This window comes from Azospirillum baldaniorum (assembly GCF_003119195.2).
GTDB classification, from domain to species: domain Bacteria; phylum Pseudomonadota; class Alphaproteobacteria; order Azospirillales; family Azospirillaceae; genus Azospirillum; species Azospirillum baldaniorum.
The window spans coordinates 1950267-1967334 of the sequence record NZ_CP022253.1 but is presented as its reverse complement, the minus strand read 5'-3'; the positions used below and the strand labels follow the sequence as shown (position 1 = coordinate 1967334).

At 67.1% G+C, this 17068-nt stretch carries 13 protein-coding genes and 1 riboswitch; of the genes, 9 read left to right on the top strand and 4 right to left on the bottom strand.

Annotated features, from left to right (window positions below; genetic code table 11):
• Position 1: 1 nt before the first annotated feature.
• Complete coding sequence (locus Sp245p_RS09295) at positions 2-1396, top strand: NAD(P)(+) transhydrogenase (Re/Si-specific) subunit beta (protein WP_014240279.1); 1395 nt, start codon at positions 2-4, stop codon at positions 1394-1396.
• A gap of 75 nt (positions 1397-1471) precedes the next feature.
• Here Sp245p_RS09295 and Sp245p_RS09290 read toward each other — a convergent pair whose 3' ends face one another.
• Positions 1472-2173 carry a CBS domain-containing protein gene (locus Sp245p_RS09290; RefSeq protein ID WP_014240280.1) on the bottom strand — a complete coding sequence of 234 codons (702 nt, stop codon included), beginning with the start codon at positions 2171-2173 and terminating at the stop codon, positions 1472-1474.
• 545 nt (positions 2174-2718) lie between these two features.
• Between Sp245p_RS09290 and Sp245p_RS09285 the strand changes: the two genes are divergently transcribed.
• The 5 genes from Sp245p_RS09285 to sucD all read left to right on the top strand — a co-directional run bounded on the left by Sp245p_RS09285 (position 2719) and on the right by sucD (position 8904).
• Positions 2719-3408 (top strand): GntR family transcriptional regulator, encoded by a 690-nt coding sequence (locus Sp245p_RS09285; RefSeq protein WP_038528128.1) that lies wholly within the window; start codon positions 2719-2721, stop codon positions 3406-3408.
• Positions 3409-3449: 41 nt separating this feature from the next.
• Positions 3450-5207, top strand: a complete 1758-nt coding sequence (gene oxc, locus Sp245p_RS09280) for an oxalyl-CoA decarboxylase (RefSeq protein WP_014200111.1) — start codon at positions 3450-3452, stop codon at positions 5205-5207.
• Positions 5208-5318: 111 nt separating this feature from the next.
• Entirely contained in the window at positions 5319-6596 is a 1278-nt protein-coding gene (frc, locus tag Sp245p_RS09275) for a formyl-CoA transferase (RefSeq protein ID WP_038528124.1), read from the top strand.
• A gap of 234 nt (positions 6597-6830) precedes the next feature.
• Positions 6831-8027 (top strand): ADP-forming succinate--CoA ligase subunit beta, encoded by a 1197-nt coding sequence (gene sucC, locus Sp245p_RS09270; protein ID WP_109138476.1) that lies wholly within the window; start codon positions 6831-6833, stop codon positions 8025-8027.
• Position 8028: 1 nt separating this feature from the next.
• A complete protein-coding gene (gene sucD / locus Sp245p_RS09265; protein WP_109138475.1) occupies positions 8029-8904 on the top strand; it encodes a succinate--CoA ligase subunit alpha in 876 nt (291 codons plus the stop codon).
• 276 nt (positions 8905-9180) lie between these two features.
• Here the strand turns inward: sucD and Sp245p_RS09260 are convergent, their stop codons facing one another.
• Complete coding sequence (locus tag Sp245p_RS09260) at positions 9181-10065, bottom strand: LysR family transcriptional regulator (RefSeq protein WP_109138474.1); 885 nt, start codon at positions 10063-10065, stop codon at positions 9181-9183.
• A 104-nt stretch (positions 10066-10169) separates the two neighbouring features.
• On the opposite strand from Sp245p_RS09260, the gene Sp245p_RS09255 reads away from it, so the two are divergent.
• Both Sp245p_RS09255 and oxlT (Sp245p_RS09250) read left to right on the top strand, forming a co-directional pair.
• Positions 10170-11387, top strand: a complete 1218-nt coding sequence (locus Sp245p_RS09255) for an MFS transporter (protein WP_109138473.1) — start codon at positions 10170-10172, stop codon at positions 11385-11387.
• Positions 11388-11843: 456 nt separating this feature from the next.
• A complete protein-coding gene (gene oxlT / locus Sp245p_RS09250; protein WP_109138472.1) occupies positions 11844-13106 on the top strand; it encodes an oxalate/formate MFS antiporter in 1263 nt (420 codons plus the stop codon).
• Between the two features lie 72 nt (positions 13107-13178).
• On the opposite strand, the gene Sp245p_RS09245 is transcribed toward oxlT (Sp245p_RS09250), so the two are convergent.
• Positions 13179-13367 (bottom strand): hypothetical protein, encoded by a 189-nt coding sequence (locus Sp245p_RS09245; RefSeq protein ID WP_014240283.1) that lies wholly within the window; start codon positions 13365-13367, stop codon positions 13179-13181.
• Between the two features lie 204 nt (positions 13368-13571).
• Positions 13572-13684: riboswitch (TPP riboswitch) on the top strand.
• A 116-nt stretch (positions 13685-13800) separates the two neighbouring features.
• On the opposite strand from Sp245p_RS09245, the gene thiC reads away from it, so the two are divergent.
• The gene (thiC, locus tag Sp245p_RS09240; protein ID WP_014240284.1) at positions 13801-15642 is read left to right on the top strand and encodes a phosphomethylpyrimidine synthase ThiC; all 1842 of its coding nucleotides are present in this window, start codon (positions 13801-13803) and stop codon (positions 15640-15642) included.
• Positions 15643-15718: 76 nt separating this feature from the next.
• Here thiC and oxlT (Sp245p_RS09235) read toward each other — a convergent pair whose 3' ends face one another.
• Entirely contained in the window at positions 15719-17017 is a 1299-nt protein-coding gene (gene oxlT / locus Sp245p_RS09235) for an oxalate/formate MFS antiporter (RefSeq protein ID WP_014240285.1), read from the bottom strand.
• Between the last annotated feature and the right edge of the window lie 51 nt (positions 17018-17068).

Below are 17068 nucleotides of genomic sequence, written 5' to 3'. Positions count from 1 at the left end.
CATGGAAACCCTGTCCGCCCTTCTCTATCTGGTCGCTTCGGTCTGCTTCATCATGGCCCTGCGCGGCCTGTCCAGCCCGGAGACCTCCCGCCAGGGCAACTTCTTCGGCATGGCCGGCATGACCATCGCCGTGCTGACCACGCTGGCCCTGCCCATCGTCCAGTCCTACTGGATGATCGTGCTCGGCATCGCCATCGGCGGCGGCATCGGCTACGTCATCGCCAAGAAGATCGAGATGACCGCCCTGCCGCAGCTCGTCGCCGCCTTCCACTCGCTGGTCGGTCTGGCCGCGGTGTTCGTGGCGCTGTCGGCCTTCTACTCGCCCGAGGCCTACGGCATCGGCGTGCCCGGCGCCATCGCCAAGGGCTCGCTGGTCGAGATGGCGCTCGGCACCGCCATCGGTGCCATCACCTTCACCGGCTCGATCGTCGCGTTTGCCAAGCTGCAAGGCCTGGTCACCGGCAAGCCGCTGGTCTTCCCCTTCCAGCACCACCTCAACGCCGCCCTCGGCGTGCTGACCATCCTGCTCATCGTCTGGCTGGTGCAGAGCAACGCCGACGCCCCGATGTGGCTGATCGTCGCCGTGTCGCTGGCGCTCGGCCTGCTGCTGATCCTGCCGATCGGCGGGGCCGACATGCCGGTGGTGATCTCGATGCTGAACAGCTACTCGGGCTGGGCGGCGGCGGGCATCGGCTTCACGCTGCAGAACAACCTGCTGATCGTCACGGGCGCGCTGGTCGGCTCGTCGGGCGCCATCCTGTCCTACATCATGTGCAAGGGCATGAACCGCTCGATCTTCAACGTCATCCTGGGCGGCTTCGGCGGCGACAGCGGGGCGGCGTCGGCGGCGGCCGGCGGCGGCGAGCGCGGCACGGTCAAGGCCGGCTCGCCGGAGGACGCGGCCTACATCATGAAGAACGCCCAGTCGGTGATCATCGTCCCCGGCTACGGCATGGCGGTGGCCCAGGCCCAGCACGCGCTGCGCGAGATGGCCGACCTGCTGAAGAAGGAGGGCGTCGAGGTCAAGTACGCCATCCATCCGGTGGCGGGGCGCATGCCCGGGCACATGAACGTGCTGCTGGCCGAGGCCAACGTGCCCTACGACGAGGTGTTCGAGCTGGAGGACATCAACCGCGACTTCAGCACCGCGGACGTGGCCTTCGTGATCGGCGCCAACGACGTGACCAACCCGGCGGCCAAGACCGATCCGCAGTCGCCGATCTACGGCATGCCGATCCTCGACGTCGAGAAGGCCAAGACGGTGTTCTTCATCAAGCGCGGCATGGCCGCCGGCTACGCCGGCGTCGAGAACGAGCTGTTCTTCCGCCCCAACACCATGATGCTGTTCGGCGACGCCAAGAAGGTCACCGAAGAGGTCGTGAAGGCCACCGAGTAAAGGTCTGCTGAAAGGAAAAGCCCCTTCCCGGACGAACCGGGAAGGGGCTTTTTTGTTGCCGCATCGGTGATTGGCTCAGAAGCCGACCGCGCCTTCGGCGACATGATCCACGATGATCAGGTGATTCTCCACGCGGGTGACGCCGGGGGTGTTCTCCGCGGCGACGCGAATGGCGTCACGCTGCGCCTCGGTGCGGACGCTGCCCCAGAGATGCACGACGCCGTTGCGCACCACGATGTTTTCGCTGATCTCCGGCGCCCAGGGCTGCGCACGCAGGGTTTCCAGAAGCCGGTCGCGCACGACGCGGTCGTCCGCGGCGGCGGGGGAGACGTCCGGCGCGATGCTGGCGAGGACGTGCAGCAGGTTGGCGCGGCTGACGATGCCGACCAGCTTGCCGTTGTTCAGCACCGGAACGCGCTTGATGCGGTTGCCCTCCATCAGGCGGACCACCTCGTCGAGCGGGGTCTCCTCCGTGACGGAGATCAGCGACTCGGTCATCGCGTCGCGCACGTGACGGCCGTGGGACTTGGTGTAGTCGGCGGCCTGGTTCGGCGCGCCCGCGAACATGGCGAGCCACCAGGAGGCCCGGCGCACCGTGCCGGTCTCCGTCCGTCGCAGCAGGTCGCCCTCGCTGATGACGCCGAGCAGGCGCCCGTTCGAATCGCAGACGGGCAGGCCGCTGATCCGGTTCTCCAGCATGCGCTTCGCGGCTTCGGTCACCGTGGCGTCGGGACCGATGGTGACCACCTGACGGGTCATGATGTCCGCAGCTTTCATGGCTTTCCTCCGTTTGCCTGATTCGTTGACCCAGCCAACATACACACACGAGAAGTGCGGTGAAACTGTCTGGTGTACGGTATACCAATTTGCCGCAGGGCAAATTCCACAGTCGGGCAAATTTTGCGGGCGGAGAAAAAAAGAAGGCTCCGCTGGCAGGAAGCCGCGGAGCCGTCAGGTGGGGGAATCTACAGGGAGGAATGCGTGTAGTTCCAAGAACGTTTGTACCCTCAGCGATCCGCCGCAACCACAGTGGATTCGGTATACCAGTCATGCGGCATGTGGATACCGTATACGATATGCCAGAAAGCGCCAAAAAGGCGCAGAATTGCCGGACCGTCGCGGAGGAATTGCCGTGTCGTCGTTCATCGAAGAAACAGTCCGCGATCCGAACATATCCGCTTGTCATGAACTGGCATCTGGTATACCGTATCTCCAATCCAAGCCGCTTCCCTCTCCGGGGCAATGAAAGCGCGGCCCAAACCCCGTCAACCGGGGAAACCCCGGATCATTCCGGGGGCGGAGAGAGAGGGACGGGAACGCCAATGCAGATGATGAGTTTCTCGGTCGCACCCCTGGATCAGGGGATGAGCTTCAAGGCCAAGGCCTACCAGGCGCTGCGCCAAGCCATCACCCAGATGGACATCTACGGCGGGCCGAGCGAGATCCGCCTCGACGAGCGCCAGCTCTGCGAGGCGCTGGGCGTCAGCCGCACCCCGGTGCGCGAGGCCATGGCGCTGCTGGAGCAGGAGGGCTTCATCCGCTCCATGCCCCGGCGCGGCATCTTCGTGGTGCGCAAGACCAAGGCGGAGATCATCGAGATGATCACCGTCTGCGCGGCGCTGGAGGGCATGGCCGCCCGCCTCTTCGTCGAGCGCGCCGACGAGCGCGGCATGGCCGACCTGCACGAGACCTTCGACCGCTTCGCCGAAGGCGAACTGGCCGACCACGTGCTGGAGTATTCCGACGCCAACGTCGCCTTCCACCAGTCGATCATCCAGGCCTCGGGCTGCACGCTCATCGCCGACCTGACCGACCGCTTCTTCATCCACATGCGGGCCATCCGCCGCGTCACCATGCGCCGCGGCGGCCGGGCCGAGACGTCCATCGTCGAGCACCGCGACATCATCGACGCCCTGACCCGGCGCGACGCCGATCTGGCCGAGCGGCGGGTGCGCGAGCACACGCTGGGGCTGGCCCGCCATGTCGAACAGCACTGCGATTTTCTCGATTGACCGATCGTGAACCGAATAAGAGTCGGGGAGGAGTAACCCTTATGTCAGCCGTCACAGTCCTCAACAACCAAGCCACGGCCGCCACCGATGCGGAACCGGCGCTGACGGATGGTTTCCAGCTCGTCATCGATGCCCTCAAGCTCAACGGCATCGAGAACCTCTACGTCGTGCCGGGCATCCCGATTTCCGACCTGCTGCGCATGGCCCAGGGCGAGGGGCTGCGGGTCATCTCCTTCCGCCACGAGCAGAACGCCGGCAACGCCGCGGCGATCGCCGGCTTCCTCACCAAGAAGCCGGGCGTGTGCATGACCGTCTCGGCGCCGGGCTTCCTCAACGGCCTGACCGCGCTGGCCAACGCCACCACCAACTGCTTCCCGATGATCCTGATCTCCGGCTCGTCGGAGCGCGAGATCGTCGACCTCCAGCAGGGCGACTACGAGGAGATGGACCAGCTGGCCATCGCCAAGCCGCTGTGCAAGGCGGCCTTCCGCGTGCTGCACGCCCAGGACATCGGCATCGCCGTGGCCCGCGCGATCCGCGCCGCGGTGTCGGGCCGTCCGGGCGGCGTCTACCTCGACCTGCCGGCCAAGCTGTTCTCGCAGGTGATGGACGCCGCCGAGGGCGCCCGCTCGCTGGTCAAGGTGGTCGACGCCGCCCCGGCGCAGCTGCCCTCGCCGGACTCGGTGGCGCGCGCCCTGGAGGTGCTGAAGGGCGCCAAGCGGCCGCTGATCATCCTGGGCAAGGGCGCGGCCTACGCCCAGGCCGACGAGGCGGTGCGCGAGCTGGTCGAGAAGAGCGGCATCCCGTTCCTGCCGATGAGCATGGCCAAGGGCCTGCTGCCCGACACCCACCCGCAGTCGGCGGGGGCGGCGCGCTCGATGGTCCTGAAGGACGCCGACGTGGTGGTCCTGGTCGGCGCGCGTCTGAACTGGCTGTTGTCGCACGGCAAAGGCAAGACCTGGGGCGAGCCGGGGTCGAAGACCTTCATCCAGATCGACATCGAGCCGCGCGAGATGGACAGCAACGTGGCGATCGTGGCGCCGCTGGTCGGCGACATCGGGTCGTGCGTGTCGGCCCTGACCGCCGGGATGGCGAAGGGCTGGACGCCGCCGCCGGCGGAGTGGACGGGGGCGGTGTCGGCGCGCAAGGAGGCGAACATCGCCAAGATGGCGCCCAAGCTGATGAGCAACGCCTCGCCGATGAACTTCCACGGCGCGCTGGGCGCGCTGCGCCGGGTGGTGCAGGAGCGGCCCGAGGCGCTGCTGGTGAACGAGGGTGCCAACACGCTGGACCTGGCGCGCGGGATCATCGACATGCACCAGCCGCGCAAGCGCCTGGACGTCGGGACCTGGGGCGTGATGGGCATCGGCATGGGCTTCGCGGTGGCGGCGGCTGTGGAGTCGGGCAAGCCGGTTCTGGCGGTGGAAGGCGACAGCGCCTTCGGCTTCTCGGGCATGGAGGTCGAGACGATCTGCCGCTACAACCTGCCGGTGTGCATCGTGGTGTTCAACAACAACGGCATCTACAAGGGGACGGACGTGAACCCGACGGGCGGGTCGGACCCGTCGCCGATGGTCTTCGTTCCGGACTCGCGCTACGACAAGATGATGGAGGCCTTCGGCGGCGCGGGCGTCAACGTGACGACGCCGGACGAGCTGTACCGCGCGGTCAGCGCGGCGATGGACAGCGGCCGGCCGACGCTGATCAACGCGGTGATCGACCCCAACGCCGGGTCGGAGAGCGGCAACATCGGCAGCCTCAACCCCACCAGCGCCGTTCGCAAGGGTCCCAAGACCTGACGCTTGAACGTTACTAAGGACGCCGGTTCTCCGGTTCCAGGCCGGGCGGCCCTGCCAGCGAGGGGTGGGGCCGCCCTTTTCAGACACAGAGCACCACCGGGAGGAACGACGATGGGAAAAGCTCTTGAAGGCGTGCGGGTTCTGGACTTTACCCACGTTCAGTCGGGTCCGACCTGCACGCAGCTTCTGGCGTGGTTCGGCGCCGACGTGATCAAGGTCGAGCGTCCGGGCGAGGGCGACATCACGCGCGGCCAGCTCCGCGACGTGCCCGAGGCCGATAGCCTCTATTTCACCATGCTGAACCACAACAAGCGGTCCATCACGCTGGACACCAAGAACCCGGACGGCAAGCGCGTCCTGGAGGATCTGGTGCGCATCTGCGACGTGATGGTCGAGAATTTCGCCCCCGGCGTGCTCGACCGCATGGGCCTGACCTGGGAGCGCATCCAGGAGCTGAACCCCCGCATCATCGTCGCCTCGGTCAAGGGCTTCGGCCCCGGTCCCTACGAGGACTGCAAGGTCTATGAGAACGTCGCGCAGTGCGCCGGCGGCTCGGCCTCGACGACCGGCTTCGACGACGGCCCGCCGATGGTCACCGGCGCCCAGATCGGCGACAGCGGCACCGGCCTGCATCTGGCGCTGGGCATCGTGACGGCGCTCTACCAGCGCACCCAGACCGGGCGCGGCCAGAAGGTGCTGGCGGCCATGCAGGACGCCGTGCTGAACCTCTGCCGCGTCAAGCTGCGCGACCAGCAGCGGCTGGAGCGCGGCCCGCTCAAGGAATACCCGCAGTACCCGAACGGCGAGTTCGGCGACACCGTGCCACGCGCCGGCAACGCCTCGGGCGGTGGCCAGCCGGGCTGGATCCTGAAGTGCAAGGGTTGGGAGACCGATCCCAACGCCTACATCTACTTCATCACCCAGGCGCCCGTGTGGGCGAAGATCTGCGACGTCATCGGCAAGCCGGAATGGGTCACCGATCCGGACTACGCGACGCCCGCCGCTCGCCTGCCGCGCCTGAAGGACATCTTCGCGACCGTCGAAGAATGGACCATGACCAAGACGAAGTTCGAGGTCATGGAGATTCTGAACAAGTACGACATCCCCTGCGGCCCCATCCTGTCGATGAAGGAGCTGGCGGAGGATCAGTCGCTGCGCGAGACCGGCACCATCGTCGAGGTCGATCACCCGACGCGCGGCAAGTACCTGACGGTCGGCAACCCGATCAAGCTGTCGGACAGCCCGACCGAGGTCACGCGGTCGCCGCTTCTGGGCGAACACACCGACGAGATCCTGCGCGAGGTTCTCGGCTTCGACGAACGCCGCATCGGCGAGGTTCGCGACAGCGGCGCGCTGGGGCTGGTCGTTCCCCGCATGGCCGCCGAGTAAAGACAGCCGTGGCAGGGGCGTCCCGTCGGGACGCCCGCTCCACGCAGCACGGATAACAGGCGCACGCAGTCCCGAAGAGCGGGGGCGTTGACGCACACATCCGGTGAGCCGCAGGCTCACACCGTTATTCTTCCACGGATTCAGCACAGGACGCAGGGTGCCGGCGCGGAAAGCGTCAGCGCCGATGCCGGCCTGCGCCCCGCACCCTTCCATTTTAAACACCCGAAGACAGCCATGAACATCCATGAGTATCAGGCCAAGGGCCTGCTGAAGACGTACGGCGTCGCGGTGCCCCGCGGCGGCGTCGCGTTCTCTCCCGAGGAGGCCGAGACCGTCGCCCGCGAGCTGGGTGGCCCGGTGTGGGTCGTGAAGTCGCAGATCCACGCGGGCGGCCGCGGCGCCGGCCGCTTCAAGGACAACCCCGAGGGCAAGGGCGGCGTCCGCGTCGTCAAATCCGTCGAGGAGGTCGGCAAGAACGCCGCCGAGATGCTGAACCACGTGCTGGTCACCAAGCAGACCGGTCCGGACGGCCGCGAGGTCAAGCGCCTCTACGTCGAGGAAGGCGCCGACATCAAGCGCGAGCTGTATCTCGGCATGCTCGTCGACCGCGCGTCGGGCCGCGTCACCATCATGGCCTCCACCGAAGGCGGCATGGAGATCGAGGAGGTCGCCCACAACACGCCGGAGAAGATCGTCAAGGTCGCCGTCGATCCGGCCACCGGCATCCAGGGCTACCACACCCGCAAGGTCGCCTTCGCGCTCGGCCTCGAAGGCAAGCAGGTCGGTGCGGCGGCGAAGTTCCTGACCGCCATGTACCGCGCGTTCACCGAACTGGACTGCGCGATCGTCGAGATCAACCCGCTGATCGTCACCGGCTCGGGCGAGATCCTGGCGCTCGACGCCAAGATGGCCTTCGACGACAACGCCTTGTTCCGCCACAAGAACGTGGCTGAGCTGCGCGACGTCGCCGAGGAGGACCCGGCCGAGGTCGAGGCCGCCAAGCACGACCTGAACTACGTCAAGCTGGACGGCAATATCGGCTGCATGGTCAACGGCGCCGGCCTGGCGATGGGCACCATGGACATCATCAAGCTGTACGGCGGCGAGCCGGCCAACTTCCTCGATGTCGGTGGCGGCGCCACGAAGGAGCGCGTCACCGCGGCCTTCAAGCTGATCCTCTCCGATCCCAATGTGAGTGGAATCCTGGTCAACATCTTCGGCGGCATCATGCGTTGCGACGTCATCGCCGAAGGCGTCGTCACGGCGGCCCGCGACGTGAAGCTGCATGTGCCTCTGGTCGTCCGCCTGGAGGGCACGAACGTCGAGCTGGGCAAGAAGATCCTTGCCGAGTCCGGATTGCCGATCCTCTCGGCCGACAACCTCGCCGACGCCGCCGAGAAGGTGGTCAAGGCCGTGAAGGAGGCCGCGTAAGATGGCTGTTCTCGTCGATAAGAACACGAAGGTGATCTGCCAGGGCTTCACCGGAGCCCAGGGCACCTTCCATTCCGAGCAGGCGATCGCCTACGGCACCAAGATGGTCGGCGGCGTCACCCCGGGCAAGGGCGGCACCAAGCACCTCGACCTGCCGGTCTTCGACACGGTGGCCGACGCGGTCGAGAAGACCGGCGCCAACGCCAGCGTCATCTACGTGCCGCCGCCCTTCGCCGCCGACGCCATCCTGGAGGCGATCGACGCCGAGATCCCGCTGGTGGTGTGCATCACCGAGGGCATCCCGGTGCTCGACATGGTGCGCGTCAAGCGGGCGCTGGGCAATTCCAAGACCCGTCTGATCGGGCCGAACTGCCCGGGCATCATCACGCCCGACGAGTGCAAGATCGGCATCATGCCGGGCCACATCCACAAGCGCGGCAAGATCGGCATCGTCTCGCGCTCGGGCACGCTGACCTACGAGGCGGTGGCGCAGACCACCGCGGCGGGTCTCGGCCAGACGACCTGCATCGGCATCGGCGGCGACCCGGTGAACGGGACGAACTTCGTGGACAGCCTGGAGCTGTTCCTGAAGGACCCGGAGACCGAGGGCATCATCATGATCGGCGAGATCGGCGGCGACGCCGAGGTCAAGGGCGCGGAGTTCATCCGCGACTCCGGGACCAGGAAGCCGGTCGTCGGCTTCATCGCCGGGCGCACCGCGCCTCCGGGCCGCCGCATGGGCCACGCCGGCGCGGTGATCTCCGGCGGCAACGACACCGCGGACTTCAAGATCGAGTTCATGAAGTCCGTCGGCATCGCCGTCGCCGACAGCCCCGCGAGCCTGGGTTCCACCATGCTCAAGGTCTTCAAGGGCTGATCTGTTTTCTTCGCAGTGGTGTTTCCCCGAAGTGACTGGCCGCGCCGGCAACGGCGCGGTCTTCTTTGTTGTGTATTCGGTCAGGGAAGGGGACTGTTTCCGCAATGTGGAAAGCTGAAAAAGAGGCATTGCGGCGAGTGGTCTGACCAGCCATCTTGTTCTTGCACAGGGTGCTTCACCCTTTGTATCGGGCGGGTTGTTGCTCTGCATTTATGCGAGCCTCTCGAAATCACTGGCCGTGCTGGAAACAGCACGGCCATTTTTTTGCTCACTTGCTTATTGATCCGCTGCTCGCGCGAGGGCAAGGAAGCCGGCGATGTAATCCACGCTCTCCTCGCCGCGGCGCACGCCGAGATGAATGCTCTTGCCGATCCCTTCGTTCCCCAGCCGCACGCAGCGGACGGGCAGGCCGGCACCGTCCTCCCGCACCAGCCAGTCCGGCAGGACGGTGACCCCACGCCGGGCGGCGACGAGCTGGAGCATCAGGTCGGTCGTCTCCGCCGTCTTGTGGCGGAGCGGCCGGCAGTGCGCCGGGACGAGGAAGCGGGTGTAGACGTCCAGCCGCTCCAGGCCGACCGGGACGGTGATCAGCTCCTCCGCGCGCAGGTCCTCGGGCCGCGCCACGCCGCGCGCGGCAAGCGGATGCGCCCCATGCACCACGAGGACCAGCTCATAGTCGAAGACTGGCGTGAACAGCACGTCGGGGGTTTCGATGGGGTCGGGCGTGACCAGCAGATCGATCTCGTTGTCGAGCAGCGCCGCCAAGCCGTCGAAACGGAAGGCGGTGCGGACGTCGACATCCACGTCCGGCCATTGCGTGAGGTAGCGGGCGGTCATCCGCATCAGCCAGGCTTGGCATGGGTGGCATTCCATGCCCGCCCGCAGCGCGCCGCGGCGTCCCGCCGCGAAGTCGGCGAGAACCCGTTCGGCGTGCTCGAACTGCGGCAACAGGCGCTGCGCCAGAGACAGAAGATGCTGCCCGGCCTGGGTGAAACGGAGGCTGCGCCCCTTCTTCATCCAGATCTCCACGCCGCAGCGCTCCTCGAACTTGCGCACCGTGTGGCTCAGCGCCGACTGGCTGAGGTTCAGGCGTTCGGCGGCGGTGACGCTGCCCGCCCGATCCACCTCCCGCAGGATCGCGAGAATCTGGCGGTCAAGCATTCATGATCCCCATTCATCCAATCATGAGAACATACCATTTTTATTCATGATGGCGGGTCGGTAGGTGTGGGGCAACCATCACCGAACGATTCCCGGACACCGATATGAGCCAAGCCGACCCCACCCCTCATGCACAGGGCCTTTACCCTCACGGGACGGCGAACGTTCTGCGGCTGGCGACCGCGCAGGCGCTGGCCGGCGCCAACGCTGTGGTCGTCTATGCGACGGGGGCCATCGTCGGGAACACGCTGGCGCCGAGCCCGGCGCTGGCCACGATGCCGCTCTCCGTCTTCGTCGTGGGCATGGCGGTCTGCACCATTCCCGCCGGTGCCATCGCCCGGCGGCACGGGCGGCGCGCCGCCTTCCTGGCGGGGACGGGCTGCGGTGTGCTCGTCGGGCTGCTGTCCGCTCTGGCGGTGATTCTGGGGAGCTTCTGGCTGTTCTGCGCGGCGATGATTCCCGGGGGCGCCTACGCCGCCGTGGTCCTGTCCTTCCGCTTCGCCGCGACCGATTGCGTCGAACCGGAACGGCGCCCGCGGGCCATGTCGGCGGTGATGGCCGGCGGGGTGTTCGCCGGGGTCATCGGGCCGCAGCTCGTCACCCTCACGATGGACGTCTGGCCGCCGCATCTGTTCCTGGCGACCTTCCTCGCCCAGGCCGCCGTGGCGGCGCTGTCCGCGCTGGTGCTGGCCGGCGTGCGGCTGCCCATGCCGACCGCCGCCGAAGCCGCCGGAGGCCGCCCGCTCGGCATCATCGTCCGCCAGCCGCGATTCATCACCGCCGCGCTGTGCGGAGTCGTCTCCTACCTTCTGATGAACTTCATCATGACCGCCGCCCCGCTGGCGATGCGGTTGTGCGGCCTGTCGCAGGAGGTGTCCAACCTCGGCCTGCAATGGCACGTCATCGCTATGTACGCCCCGAGCTTCGTCACCGGGCGTCTGGTCGAGCGGTTCGGCGCGTCGCGCATCGTGTTCGCCGGGCTGGGCCTGATCGCCGCCTCCGCTGTGGTCGGGCTGGGGGGCATCGGCGTGGCGCATTTCTGGGTCAGCCTGATCCTGCTGGGCGTCGGCTGGAACTTCGGCTTCCTCGGGGCCTCCGCGCTCGTTCTGGAGTGCCATCGGCCGGAAGAGAAGACCCAGGTGCAATCGCTCAACGACTTCATCGTGTTCGGCACGATGGCGGTGGGGTCCTTCGCGTCCGGCGGACTGCTGGCGGCGTTCGGCTGGGATTCGGTGCTCTGGGTGTCCTTCGTGCCGCTGGCGGCGGCCATCGCGGCGCTTGCCGTCACGGCCTCGTCCCGCGCCGCGTCCGCGGCCGTCTGAAGCCGACGGTCGGCGCCTCGCTCATCCAATCGCGAGAAGGCCACGAAGCCCCGCCCGCAAGGTGGGGCTGACCCTTCCGGCTGCGCGGATTTCGAAAGCCCGGAAAATTTTTGGATGAAAAGCGCAACGCGCCAAAAGTTCGTGTTGCCAACAATCATGTCTCTGGCATACCATATGCCGTATCTGGAGCGCCACGAACGCAGGGACGGCGTGACCGGCTCTCCAGCTCATCATTGAACCATGACTCACATCGGCACGGAACAAGGCCGCCCATGACGCGGCGATGCGGACGTTCGCTCGGACACCGCCTCGTCGGCTCAAGGGGACCCTCATGCCCGGTATCAAAGCGTCGCAATCCCACGGGAGGGAATGATGGTTGGATCGACAGAATCCCAGAGGCCAGCGTTTAACAGTTCCGGCGGCTCGCAGGCGCCCATTTCCGAAGGCGCGCGCTGGATGCAGATCGTCGTCGGCATCGTCTGCATGGTGGCCGCGGCCAACATCCAGTATGCCTGGACGCTCTTCGTGCCGGAAATCCAGGCCACCCATGGCTGGACCCGCGCTTCGATCCAGACCGCCTTCACCGTCTTCGTCGTCGTCCAGACCTGGCTGACCCCCATCGAAGGCTACTTCATCGACCGCTACGGCCCCCGCGCCATCGTCGCCTTCGGCGGCGTGATGACCGGCCTCTCCTGGATCATCGACAGCTATGCCGGCTCGCTCGGCATGCTCTATGTCGGTTCGGCCATCGGCGGCATCGGCGTCGGCTGCGTCTACGCCACCTGCGTCAACAGCGCCCTGAAGTGGTTCCCGGACAAGCGCGGCCTCGCCGTCGGCCTGACCGCGGGCGGCTACGGCGCCGGCTCGGCCGTGACGATCCTGCCGATCGCCAACATGATCCACTCCTCGGGCTATCAGGCGACCTTCTTCTGGTTCGGCCTGCTGCAGGGCACGATCATCCTCATCGCCGCCTTCTTCCTGCGCGCTCCGCAGAAGGATCAGGTCAAGGCCTCGACCAAGGTTCTGCAGTCCCGCCGCGACTACACGCTCAAGGAAGCGCTGCAGACGCCGGTCTTCTGGGTCATGATGCTCATGTTCATCTGCACCGTCTCGGGCGGTCTGATGGCGGTGGCCCAGCTCGGCGTGATCGCCCACGATCTGGGCGTGAAGGAAGCCCCGATCAGCCTGTTCGGCATCACCATGGCGGCTCTGCCCTTCGCGCTGATGCTCGACCGCGTGATGAACGGCATCTCCCGTCCGCTGTTCGGCTTCGTCTCCGACCACATCGGCCGTGAAGCGACCATGTTCATCGCCTTCACCTTCGAAGGCCTCGGCATCCTGATGCTCAGCCGCTTCGGCCACGACCCGATCATGTTCCTGATCCTGTCGGGTCTGGTGTTCCTGGCCTGGGGCGAAGTGTACAGCCTGTTCAGCGCCACTTCGGCGGACACCTTTGGCACCAAGCATGCGGCGAAGATCTACGGCGTGCTGTACTGCGCCAAGGGCGTCGCGGCCCTGCTGGTCCCGCTGGGCAACCTGCTGATGGAAGCCACCGGCACCTGGGCGACCGTGCTCTACATCTGCGCCACCATGGACCTCATCGCGGCCTTCTGCGCCATCGCGGTCCTGCGGCCCATGTTGCGCAAGCATCACGCCCGAAACGCCGAACTCGCCGCCCAGCAGGGTGCGGGTGGGCTGGCGGTGCAGCCCGGCCACTGATCGGCCCGCGAAGCTTCAGGTTTCTTGTCTCGAATGACGGCCGCCGCGCGCACCCCGCGCGGCGGCCTTCTTTCATTCCAGGAAGAAGGGACGGTTGTGGCCCTCGCCGGACTGGTTGAAGCGGTCCGACGACCAGAGACCGTCCGGCTGCTCGTCCTGCGGATCGGCGTTCCACTCGTCGTCCTCCCGCATCAGCAGGGTCAGGCCATGGCCCATCAGTCCGGCCAGGGCGACGAAGGCGATCATCTGGGATTCGAGCATGGGACGGGCTCCGGGCACTCGGGAGGGGATGTTGCTTCTTGTTGTTGTGATGCAGCATAGCGGCCCGGCTCAGGCTGCGCAATAGGATTTTGTATACCAGATAATGGATACCAGAAACGCGCCAAGCGCATTGATCGGGCGGGATTCGCCGTGAATCGCGCTGTGAATCGCATTGACGTGGGTGGGGCGGATCGTTCAGCATGGCGACGTTCCAAGGGGAGCCCCATAGCACGGGGCTGAGATGATGCCGTAAGGCGCCGAACCCTTTGAACCTGATCCGGGTCGTACCGGCGTAGGGACAGGAACAAACGGGCCACGGTCACGCGCACCCCCATCGCGCACCCCTCCATGGGGACCGCTCCGGTCGTCCGTTCTGCCGCTCCGTCACACCCGGGTCTCCAACGATCCTATGTGCGATGGAGATCCACAGCAGATGCCCGACACTCTTCCCTCCGCTTCGAAAGACGCCGCGCCGTCCGACCATTTCTCGGTGACGACCGGCCCGCTGCCGTCGTCCAGCAAGGTCCATGTGGCCGGGGAGCGCTTCCCCGACCTGCGCGTGGCGATGCGCGACATCCATGTCGGCGGCGGCGAGCCGCCGGTGCGCGTCTACGACACCTCCGGCCCCTACAGCGATCCCGCGGTGCAGACCGACATCCGCCGCGGCCTAGCGGAGCTGCGCCGTTCCTGGATCGAGGCCCGCGGCGACGTCGAGGCCTATGAGGGCCGCGAGGTCCGTCCGGAGGACGACGGGCTGCGCGTCGGCGAGACGCGCGCCGTGCCCGTCTTCGACCGCGCCGGGCGCCGTCCGCTGCGCGGCAAGCCGGGCCGGACGGTCACGCAGATGGCCTACGCCCGCGCCGGCATCGTCACGCCGGAGATGGAGTACATCGCCGTCCGCGAAAATCTGGGCCGCCAGCGGCTGGCCGAGGCGGCGGCGCGGGATGGTGACGATTTCGGCGCCTCCATCCCCGACCATGTGACGCCGGAGTTCGTCCGCGACGAAGTGGCGCGCGGGCGGGCGATCATCCCGTCCAACATCAACCACCCCGAATCGGAGCCGATGATCATCGGCCGCAACTTCCTCACCAAGATCAACGCGAACATCGGCAACTCCGCCGTCGCGTCCTCGGTGGGGGAGGAGGTCGACAAGATGGTCTGGTCGATCCGCTGGGGCGCCGACACCGTGATGGACCTGTCCACCGGCCGCAACATCCACACCACCCGTGAATGGATCCTGCGCAACAGCCCGGTCCCCATCGGCACCGTGCCGATCTATCAGGCGCTGGAGAAGGTGGGCGGCAAGGCCGAGGACCTGACCTGGGAGATCTTCCGCGACACGCTGATCGAGCAGGCGGAGCAGGGGGTGGATTACTTCACCATCCACGCCGGCATCCGTCTGGCGCACATCCCGCTAACCGCGAAGCGCACCACCGGCATCGTGTCGCGCGGCGGCTCGATCATGGCGAAATGGTGCCTGTCCCACCACCGCGAGAGCTTCCTCTACGAGCGGTTCGAGGAGATCTGCGAGATCATGAAGGCGTACGACGTCGCCTTCTCGCTGGGCGACGGCTTGCGCCCCGGTTCCATCGCCGACGCCAACGACGCCGCCCAGTTCGCCGAGCTGGAGACGCTGGGCGAGCTGACCAAGATCGCCTGGAAGCACGATGTGCAGGTGATGATCGAGGGGCCGGGCCATGTGCCCATGCACAAGATCAAGGCCAACGTCGACAAGCAGCTGGCGCTGTGCGGCGAGGCGCCCTTCTACACGCTCGGGCCGCTGACCACGGACATCGCGCCGGGTTACGACCACATCACCAGCGCCATCGGCGCCGCCATGATCGGCTGGTTCGGCACGGCGATGCTCTGCTACGTCACGCCGAAGGAGCATCTGGGGCTGCCGGACCGCGACGACGTCAAGGTGGGCGTGGTCACCTACAAGATCGCCGCCCACGCCGCTGACCTCGCCAAGGGCCATCCCGGCGCCCAGGAACGCGACGACGCCCTGTCGCGCGCCCGCTTCGAGTTCCGCTGGCGCGACCAGTTCCACCTGTCGCTCGACCCTGAGACGGCGGAGCGCTTCCACGATCAGACCTTGCCGGCGGAGGGGGCGAAGGTCGCGCATTTCTGTTCGATGTGCGGGCCGAAGTTCTGCTCGATGAAGATCACGCAGGAGGTGCGGGACTACGCCAACTCCGGCATGGCCGAGATGTCGGAGAGCTTCCGCGCCAAGGGCGGGGAGATTTATTTGGAGGAGGGGCAGGCGGCGGACTGACCTCCCGAATCGAAAAGGGGACGCCCTCGCGGGCGTCCCCTCGCTTCGGCTCCTTCCCCAAGCGGGGAAAAGAGCGTCAGGGCGTTGCCGTCACGCTCCGGCCGCTGCGCGCGTCCAGCGATTCGGCGGCCATGCGATTCCGCATCGGGCGCAGGACGAACAGCGCCAGCACGGCGGCCAGCGCGTTGACCGCGGCGGCCAGTAGGAAGACGGCGTGCCAGCTTCCCGTCGCGTCGGCGATGATGTTGGCGAAGGGGATCAGCAGCGCCGCCGTGCCCTTGGCGGTGTAGAGCAGGCCGGCGTTGCTGGCGGCGAACTTCGACCCGAAGGTGTCGGCACAGCAGGCCGGGAACAGGCTGTAGATCTCGCCCCAGGCGAAGAAGACCAGACCGGTCAGCAGCACGAAGGCCACCGGGTCGCGGCCGTAGAGGCTGAGTGCGACGATGCCCACCGCCTCGATGGCGAAGGCGATGAACATGGTGTTCTCGCGCCCGATGTGGTCGGACACCCACCCGAAGAAGGGGCGCGTCAGCCCGTTCAGCACCCGGTCGATGGACAGGGCGAAGGTCAGGGCGGGCAGGGTCAGGCCGAGGATGCTGACCGGCGCGTGGGCCAGCCCGAAATCCTGGGCGATCGGGCCGAGCTGGGCCGTCGCCATCAGCCCGCCGCCGGCCACCATCACGAACATGGCGTACATGACCCAGAAGACCGGCGTGCGGACCATCTGGCTCGGCGTGTATTGCCGCTGCGCGGGCGGGGTGGCGAAGCCGCCGCGGGCGAGCGGAGCGGACGGCGGGGCGACCAGCAGCCAGGCGAGCGCGAAGACCACCAGCCCCTGTCCCAGCCCGAAGGCCATGAAGGTCGCCTCGTAGCCCGAGGTCTCGATCATCGTGGCGATGGGCACCACCGTCAGGGCGGAGCCGGCTCCGAAGCCCGCCGCGGTGATGCCGGCGGCCAGACCGCGCCGGTCGGGAAACCATTTCAGCGCGTTGCCGACGCAGGTGCCGTAGACGGCGCCCGCCCCGATGCCGCCGATGGCCGCCGCGACGTAGAGCACGAGCAGCGAGTCCGCCACCGCGTTCAGCGCCCAGGAGGCGGCGCAGAGCACCGAGCCGAACAGCACGACGATCCGCGGGCCGAAGCGATCCACGAACCAGCCCTCGACGGGCACCAGCCATGTTTCGGTGACGATGAAGATGGTGAAGGCCACCTGGATGGCCGCACGGCCCCAGCCGTGCTTGTCGTCGATGGGTTCGACGAAGAGGGTCCATCCGTACTGCAGATTGGCGATCATCGACATGCAGATGACGCCGGCAAGCAACTGCATCCAACGCCCGCCGACAGGCAGGGCGCTTTGCGCACCGGTTTGGCGCATATGGTTCCTCCCGGATGGGTCCGCTATCTCGTTCTTGTCCTGGCGCGCGCG